3 protein-coding genes are annotated in these 6,799 nt (G+C 33.2%); 2 read left to right on the plus strand and 1 reads right to left on the minus strand.

The features are described 5' to 3' along the window. Nucleotides 1-109: 109 nt before the first annotated feature. A complete protein-coding gene (locus GSA01S_RS08805; protein WP_245631304.1) occupies nt 110-2,206 on the minus strand; it encodes a peptidoglycan D,D-transpeptidase FtsI family protein in 2,097 nt (698 codons plus the stop codon). A gap of 200 nt (nt 2,207-2,406) precedes the next feature. On the opposite strand from GSA01S_RS08805, the gene GSA01S_RS08810 reads away from it, so the two are divergent. Both GSA01S_RS08810 and GSA01S_RS08815 read left to right on the plus strand, forming a co-directional pair. After that, a complete protein-coding gene (locus GSA01S_RS08810) occupies nt 2,407-5,088 on the plus strand; it encodes a YfhO family protein (protein ID WP_066126732.1) in 2,682 nt (893 codons plus the stop codon). Then, nucleotides 5,069-6,409, plus strand: a complete 1,341-nt coding sequence (locus GSA01S_RS08815) for a DUF1189 family protein (RefSeq protein ID WP_066126734.1) — start codon at nt 5,069-5,071, stop codon at nt 6,407-6,409. Before GSA01S_RS08810 ends, GSA01S_RS08815 begins: the two co-directional genes overlap by 20 nt. Nucleotides 6,410-6,799 lie beyond the last annotated feature (390 nt).

A 6,799-nucleotide genomic window follows, 5' to 3' on the forward strand; every position in this document is an offset into this window, starting at 1 on the left:
GATATAAGCCTCCATGATACTGCTAATATCAAAAATAGAGATTTAGCAAAAACCTACGTTCTTACTAAATCTCTTATATTACGATATTTTTATAATCTTCTATATGATACTATTCTAACTCTGGGTGAGCTTCCATATATGTTTTGATCGTATCTTTCGTCTCAGCCTGCATTTCAAAGTAAGCATTCATGACTTGATGAGCAATATGGGTACTTTGGCGCCCAGTGGCCGCTTCTTCTAAATAAGGTACAACAACAGTAATCGCAATCTCTGGATTATCATATGGCGCATAACCGATAAATGTCGCATTCGTTACCGGTTGGTTTTGTGCATATTGAATAGGTCCAGAATAAAAAGCTTCGGTAGTCCCTGTCTTAGAACCGACTTTGATTGGATAATTTAAGAAATAGTAACGTGCTGTCCCTTGATCCGTATGGGACACTTGGTACATCCCTTCGTGTATACGATCAAATGCTTCATTTGGTAATTGGACCACATTCATTACTTTAGGATCAATCGAAGTTTTTACGCCACCTAATTCACCATTGGCATCTGTACTCCGTATTTCTTTCACTAATCTTGGTGAATAACGGATACCATTATTCGCAATCGTTGAAACATATTGAGCCATTTGTAATGGTGTATATAAGTCAAACTGTCCATAAGATAAATCAAGAGCCGATACTAATTGGGAACTATAAGGCGTGTATCCTTCTGATTCACTTGGTAAATCAATACCGGTTTGAGTTCCTAAACCAAACTCTGCAAAATACTTACGCATAATATTAATAGTATCAGGTGAAATCGTTAATTGACCGTTTTGTTCCCAACTAGATTGTCCACCAATCATCATCGCCATTTTAATCATGTAAATGTTAGATGATAATTGTAAGGCTTGAATGTCTGTAATCGGTACTTCTCCAGTACGGTTAAAAACGGAACTTTTCTCTTGAGAGGCTTGGAATTTCATAGGTTCATCGACGATGGTATTGTTGGTTGTGTTTATGACTCCGGTTAAATATCCCATAGCAACCATTGCCGGTTTTACAGACGACCCCATTCCGTAACTTGTATTAATAGCACCTAGGGCATCATCGATAATTTTACCCGTATAAGAGTCGGTATTTTCATCATATTCAAACTTTTTACCAGCAATACCTAAAATATCACCATTATTAGGATCCATTGCGACGATATAAACACGGTCATTTAATCCTTGATTGTCCATGTTTTTCAAGGCATTTTCAGCAATTTGGTCTAATTTTGCATTGAAGGCTGTATCAATCGTTAATACCAGATTATCGCCTTTAGAACCCTCAAAAATTTGTTGATTTGATAAAATGTCATCGGTCGAATCGGTTACGACTGTTGAAATGGATTTAGTTCCTCGTAATACATCTTCATATTGTTGTTCTAAAAACGAAATTCCTACACGGTCATTCATCGCATAACCTTTAGCTATTAATTCATTAGCTCTTTCGCTAGGGAGTCCGCGCTGTTCTGTTGAAACTTGACCTAAGATGGAACGTAATAAACCATTTTGAGGATACGTTCGTTGCCAATCGGTACCAATCGAAATGCCAGGTAAAGAACCTAATTGTTCACTGACACGTGCAATTTCTTGTGGCGTCACATTTTGATTTTTTACTGTTACCGTTGATAATGCATAAGCACTATTCATGTTTTTAAATAAAGCTATTACCTTTTTCTCACCATCAGAATAATTTAATTCTTCTGATTTCACGGCATTTAATTGTTCTTTATAAAAGGCTGAACCCGTTAATTGCTTTTGCTCTTTAGTGAGTCGACTATTAACCGTTGATTCATTATTGATAATAAAATAATCTTTTAAATCCCGCTCAGATAGTCCTTGAGTTGGAATATCAATTAAAGAAGCTAATTTACGTGCTAAGTCCACTAAATCTGAAGGGGCAACTTTTGAATCGGTATCACGAGTGAAAAGTATTGCCATTTCAGGATGATTCCCCACCAAGATTCGTCCTTGGCTGTCATAAATCATGCCTCGTGGTACTGAACCTGTCGTTAAGGTCGATTCTGTCTTTTGTACCATCGACAAGAAGGTGTCCCCTTTATAAAGTTGTAAATATCCTAATCTCACAAATAATGCCGCAAAACTTAAAAATGCTGCAAAAAACAAAATATTTAAGCGTTTGGGAATATGTGAATTATTCTTATTTTTTTTCAATTTGTATTTAGCCATAGTGTCACTCAATTCTGTTACTTATTTTGATTCAGAATAATCATTTATCATTATAACAAACTATTTAATCTTTGGGGAATAAAATATTATTATCTTTTGATGAACTTTTCATGAATTTAACTGATAATTGTTGATTAAGTAGTGTTTTGCTATAATATAGATATTCTATTTTGGAGGAAAAAACCTTGAAATCCAAGTCATTTATACCTTATTTTATTAACTTTCTAGTCTTTACTTCAATTTTTTCTTGTATTGCTATTATTTTTAATTTTATTCCTTTTGGCCATAAGACAATGTTAACAATTGATTTAGGTCAACAATATATTGATTTCTATAGTGCCTATCGACAAGCGCTATTAAAAGACCCTTCTCTTTTCATCTATAGTTTTCAAAAAAGTATTGGCGGTGAAATGATTGGTTTATGGGCTTATTATTTAATGAGTCCTTTTAACCTGATCTTTTTGCTTTTTAAACAAGAACAATTAGATTTGGCTGTAACAATAATTACTTATTTAAAACTACTAGCGATGAGTTTAAGTTTTATGTATTGCTGTCGCTATCAATTTAAAGCTTCAATGCTAGTGAGTCTGAGTTTTAGTTTAAGCTATGCTTTTATGAGCTACACTATGGTTTATGCCTTAAATATTATGTGGTTAGATGGCCTCATCTTGCTGCCGATTATTGTGGTTGGTCTTGATAAGCTTCTAAAAGGAACTTCTTATCTACATTATCTGATTGCTTTAACAGCGATGCTCATGATTAATTACTATATCGGTTATATGATTTGCATCTTTTTAAGTCTCTTTACAATTTACTTAATATCGGCAACAGAAGGCGTTTCATTTAAAAACAGAATTACTCAATATCTTAAATTTGTAGGAACTTCTTTATTAGCTACTAGTTTAGCCGGTATTACTCTCGTTCCGGCTTTTTATTATTTATTATCCAGTAAAGGCGCCAATAGCAATTTTGAATGGTCTTTTGAAACAACGATGGATGGGATGACTTTAATTTCAAAATTATTTTCAAGCAGTTTTATATTTGATGAAATTAAGGAAGGTGCGCCACCCTTATATGCCGGTGCCCTCATTCTTATTTTATTTGTCTTTTATTTTATAAACAAAGAAATCAAACTTTCTCAAAAAATAACAGCATTCATCATCCTACTGTTTTTCGCAATCAGTTTATATTTTAAAGTGCCTAACCAGCTTTTTCATGGGGGTCAAGACCCAATTTGGTACCCTTATCGTTATTCATTTCTAATTACCTTTTTCATGATTTACTTAGCTCTTGAGACTGTGCCGTTAATAAAATTTAAGCAACCTACTATTTTACAAACCTTAATCATAATTGTTTTATTTAGTAGTTTTTGCTTTTATTATTTAATGCATCAAGCTGACTATTTTTATCTTACAACTCATAATATTTTATTAACAATGGTCTTTGTTTTTATCCTCATTTTATTATTTGAAACGAATAATATGACATGGCAGTATAAAGAAATCGTTTTGGTTATGGTGGTAGTAATCGATTTATTTATTAATGGCGTTCAGATTATCCAACAAATGAGCTATGTTGATCAAAGTAAATATCAAGACTATACCGATCTTTTAGTAGAAACAACCACACCTTTAAAACCATCGCACAATGAATTTTATCGTATTCATAAAAATTTTGCTCGCACAAAAGACGAAGCTTTCTTTGCACATTATTATGGATTAGATAATTTTAGTTCAACGATAGAAGCTGCGACTAACCGTTTATTTGGCTATTTAGGTTTACCTGAAACGAGCGGCAATGCTACCTATGCCAATGGCACTCTCTTCACAGATGACTTTTTTAATATTAAATATTTATTGGAAGCCAATATCGAAGCCAATGAACAACTGACCGATGAACAATATTCACTTTCTCAACGCACTAGTGATTTTGATGTGAAACAATACCCTCTAGTGAAACACTATCAACGGATTGATGTTTATGAAAATGAGCAACGATTTGGTTTGGGTATTGAAGTGTCAAATCAAATTTTTGATGATTCTAGTACCTTTAAAAAACATGATCCTATCGCAAATCAAGAGGTATTATTGAGATTAATTGATTTCGAAGGTTCAGGTCAACCTTATTTCACCAAAAAAGCCTTGTCACAGACCAAGTTAATTAATGTGAGTATCACGGATAAAACCGAAGGGAACTATTTTACCTATCATTCTTTAATTACTGATGTCTTAGAAAAAGAAAAAGGAACCATCCAATATCAATTTAAAACTGAATCAGATAATCCCTATTACTTTACACTGCCTAGCCAATATGATCATGAAAATGTCAAACTAACGTTAGATAAATTAGACTATCATTTCAGTTCCCCTTTTAGACAAAGGCAAGTGACTAATGCTGCTTTTAAGCAAAAAAATCAGACTCATCTTTTTGAGGTTACTTTATTAGAAAAAGAATTAAAAGCTAATCAAATCTCGCTTTATGAATTTGATAATGAGCGCTACCAACAAATGGTGCAATCCAAACAAACCAATCTGTTTAATGTCGAACATTTTTCAAATACATCGATTCGTGGTAAGATAGACTTTAAACAAACAACTGGCCAGTTACTATTTACCATCCCATATGATGAAAACTGGCAAGTAAAAGTCGATGGCAACATTGTCCAAACCCATTCCGTGCTTAATAATACCTTATTATCCATTGACTTAACTCAAGGGGAACATCAAATTGAATTAAATTATTTACCTAAGTCAATTAAGTATGGTACGATACTTAGTATTATTGGATTAGGAATTGTATGTCTCATCCCATTATCAGTTTATATTTATAAAAAGAATGGAGATTTAAATGAAGAAAAACATCTTTAAATTTTTATTGAAAGCCTATAAAGAACCGCGTTTATTTATTCAAATCATTGCGGTGAAATTTAGACAATTACGCCACCTGGCCATCGTCGCAATCATGATAGCGGCTACGTCAATGACGATTGGTAACCAACCCTACTTTAATGAAATATCACAAAATATTGCAGATGCATCAACTTTTGTTCCGGATTATCAATATATAAATGGCCAATTACAACTCGCGCATAATGAAAAACCACTGTATTATCGTTCAAAAAATTTTCAATTGGTTATTGATGATTCGATTGAATCTAACAAACAGTTAGAAGATATTACACTCGAAAAGGACAAAGCAAAAGCCATTGATTCCAAAACCTTTATCAATCTTTACCTGTTTAAAAACAGTGCTTTTGCTAAGGTTGGCGGGCAATTTTATCGTTTAAGTGAGACAGAGTCAGGTTTTGTTTCGAAAGCAACTTTAATCCGTTTATTAAATGCCTTGAAAGAACATCCTTACATTACACTCTTTTCACAATGGATTAGTTATTTTGTGGTCAACTTACTAACATATGTATTGTTAATATTACTACTCACACTTGTAACTACTGGTTTAAATCATCGTATATCAACACCCTTTAGTTTTTGGCAACGGATTAAATTGACGATGGCAATTAGCTTTGCACCTTATGTTTTAATTCAAATTGTGAAAATCTTTGTTCCGGGTTTTGTCGGTAGCTTTTTTGCATTAGGTGTTTTCTTGATGATTTACCTTTACCAAATGGTAATACGTCATACCCTTTTTGTTAAAGAGTTTTTATTAAGTCTTACTGAAGAAAAGCCCGGCGATCTATCAAAGTTCAATAATTATTTCCCAGAGCTTGATTATATTGAACCTGAAAATCGTATGGAAAAAGATGATGATAATCCAAAAAAGATCATTATCTCACCTGATATTTTTACCGGTGATGAGTTTAATAAATTGAAACGTCATGACATTGTTAAAGACGTCGATCCCTATTTTAACGATTTAAAACCAATTGATACCAAAGAAGAAGCTTTAGCCAAAATAAAACGTCAATACGAAGAACATTTAGCTAAAGAAAAAGCTAAAGACGAAACTAACCAACAAGATAAAGTGTCACAATCAGACGACGATACACACGAAGATAAAACGAATGAAAATATGACTCAATCGAATGATACTGCACCTCATCATAAGGCAAATGAAGACCCGACGGATTCAGATGACACAGCAAATCATGATAACTCAAAAGAAATATCGTCTAATAATTCTATGACAAACATTGATCAGGATGAAGAAGCTGACTCTATTGAAAAAGAATAATATACATTAGACAAATAATTGATCAAATCAAGCAAATGAGCACTTGGACAATAACTTGAGATATTCAATCAAGTAATTGCTCGTTAATAAAAAGCGCTGAGTCGAGTGGTCTTAAACGGCGTCATAAAGAGGTAAAGCATCAACATTGTAAATCCAGTCAAGTCATTGCGCGCTAATTAAAAACGCAGTGGTGGAGTGGCAAATTTAGTGGAAATCATTTTAATGACTACTTCTTGCCTACCACCGAAAATAAATCCTAATCGGACAAAAACACGTTGAACACACAAAATCAAGTGCTCAACGTGTTTTTTATTTGTTACATAATATTGTCATCAAAGATAGAAAATAAGTGATGGCTTGCTAATTAATAGCCCAGTGGTGAAGTGGCCT

Source organism: Globicatella sanguinis NBRC 15551 (assembly GCF_001552295.1).
Lineage (GTDB): Bacteria > Bacillota > Bacilli > Lactobacillales > Aerococcaceae > Globicatella > Globicatella sanguinis.

What these genes read in the sequence shown, in the direction of transcription:
- GSA01S_RS08815 (WP_066126734.1), top strand. Translation starts at nt 5,069, where the DNA reads ATGAAGAAAAACATCTTTAAATTTTTATTGAAAGCCTATAAAGAACCG.